The 1,601-nt window shown below is 67.5% G+C and carries 3 protein-coding genes; all 3 read left to right on the top strand.

What is annotated here, in order from left to right; genetic code table 11:
• The first annotated feature begins 153 nt into the window (after positions 1 to 153).
• Positions 154 to 717 carry a hypothetical protein gene (locus NNJEOMEG_RS20160; RefSeq protein WP_173087272.1) on the top strand — a complete coding sequence of 188 codons (564 nt, stop codon included), beginning with the start codon at positions 154 to 156 and terminating at the stop codon, positions 715 to 717.
• The gene (locus NNJEOMEG_RS20165) at positions 714 to 1,178 is read left to right on the top strand and encodes a CBS domain-containing protein (protein ID WP_173087273.1); all 465 of its coding nucleotides are present in this window, start codon (positions 714 to 716) and stop codon (positions 1,176 to 1,178) included. Before NNJEOMEG_RS20160 ends, NNJEOMEG_RS20165 begins: the two co-directional genes overlap by 4 nt.
• 2 nt (positions 1,179 to 1,180) lie before the next feature.
• A partial coding sequence (locus NNJEOMEG_RS20170) for an ArsB/NhaD family transporter (RefSeq protein WP_235957053.1) occupies positions 1,181 to 1,601 on the top strand: 421 nt, incomplete at its 3' end.

Raw genomic sequence — 1,601 nt, forward strand, 5'->3', positions numbered from 1 at the left:
GTCTACTACCTCATGCCCTTGGTCTGGGGCGTGGACCTCTCCGTCATGCCCGACTGGGCCATCCCCAAGAAATAGGAACAAACGCCGCCCGCCGGCCGGCCGGACGCATGTCCGGCCGACGGCGGCGTCGCCATCCGCCCATCCGGACACGCAATGGAAGCCCTGCTCTACCTGGCGCTGGCCTCGCTGGCCCTTCTGGCGGCGCGGGCCTTCGCCCCTCCCTCCGGAGGAAACGCGGCCGAACTGCCCCCTCGCGACGTGCCCCGGGAGGTGCGACAGGCCGCCATGCGCAAGTCGCCCGGCATCCACATCCGCCGGGTGGGCGTGGAGATGGACGGCACCCACTCCGTGCGCTACCGTGTCAGCGGCTTCCTTCCCGACGGGCAGAGCCTCTCGATGATGGTTCACGCCGACGGAGAGGCCCTGGCGCTGGACGCCCGGGGCAACCTTCTGGAAGCGCCCCGCGAGGTGCTCTCGGGGATTGAGGCCTGCGTCCCCGCCCTGCGCCTGCTGCCGGGGACCATCCGGCGCATGCACGGCCGGGCCTGCGTATGGTACGAAGCCGTGGGAGTGCTCCCGGGCGGCGACCCGGTGGCCCTCAAGGTTTCGCCGGACGGGCGCGACATGCTGCTTTGCCGTCTCCCGCGGCAGGGCTCCAACCGCCCGGACGGGGAGGCTGCCGGAACAATTATCACACCATTCCAAGGAAAACCATGAAGATAGCATCCATCATGAACACCCGCATCCACCGCATCGCGCCCGAGGAGAGCTTCGAGCAGGTGCTGCGCGCCATGCGCGACATGCCCTCGCGCCTGCTCCATGTGGTGGACTCCCACGGGAAACTTCTGGGGGTCATCTCCAGCTACGACGTGCTCAAGGCCATGCTGCCCTTCTACGTGGACGCCAACCTGGCCAAGGCCCTGGGCGACGAGGAGGCCTTCATCCGCCGCGCCCTGGAGGAGAACCGCGCCCTCACGGCCCGCGAACTCATGACTTCGGGCTGCGCCGCCCTCGCGGAGGACTCCCACTTCCTGGAGGCCGAGGCCCTCTTCAAGGAGCGCGAGATCAACGCCCTGCCCGTGCTGGACGACCAAGGCCGCAGTGTGGGCGAGGTGACGCGCAAGGCCGTCCTCACCAGGTTCATCGACATCCTCGGCGCGCCGCGCCGGAACGCCTGACCATGGAGCTCCCTATGTTCTGGGTGGCAGTCGGCATTTTCTTCACCGCCTACGCGGTGATCGTTTCGGAGAAGGTCCACAAGACCAAGGTGGCCATGGCCGGGGCGGCGCTCACGCTGCTCACCAAGGTGCTCACGCAGCACGACGCGCTGCACGACATCGACCTGGGCGTGGACTGGAACGTCATCTTCCTGCTCATTTCCATGATGGTCATGGTGAACATCATGACCAAGACCGGGGTGTTCCAGTACGTGGCCATCAAGAGCGCCAAAGTCGCCAAGGGCGACCCCTTCCGCGTCATGGTCATCTTCTCCATCGTCACGGCCGTGGCCTCGGCGCTGCTGGACAACGTGACCACCGTGCTGCTGCTGGCCCCGGTGACGCTGCTCATCGCCCGCGAGCTGGAGGTGGACCCCGTGCCCT

It is taken from the genome of Fundidesulfovibrio magnetotacticus (assembly GCF_013019105.1).
GTDB lineage: Bacteria > Desulfobacterota > Desulfovibrionia > Desulfovibrionales > Desulfovibrionaceae > Fundidesulfovibrio > Fundidesulfovibrio magnetotacticus.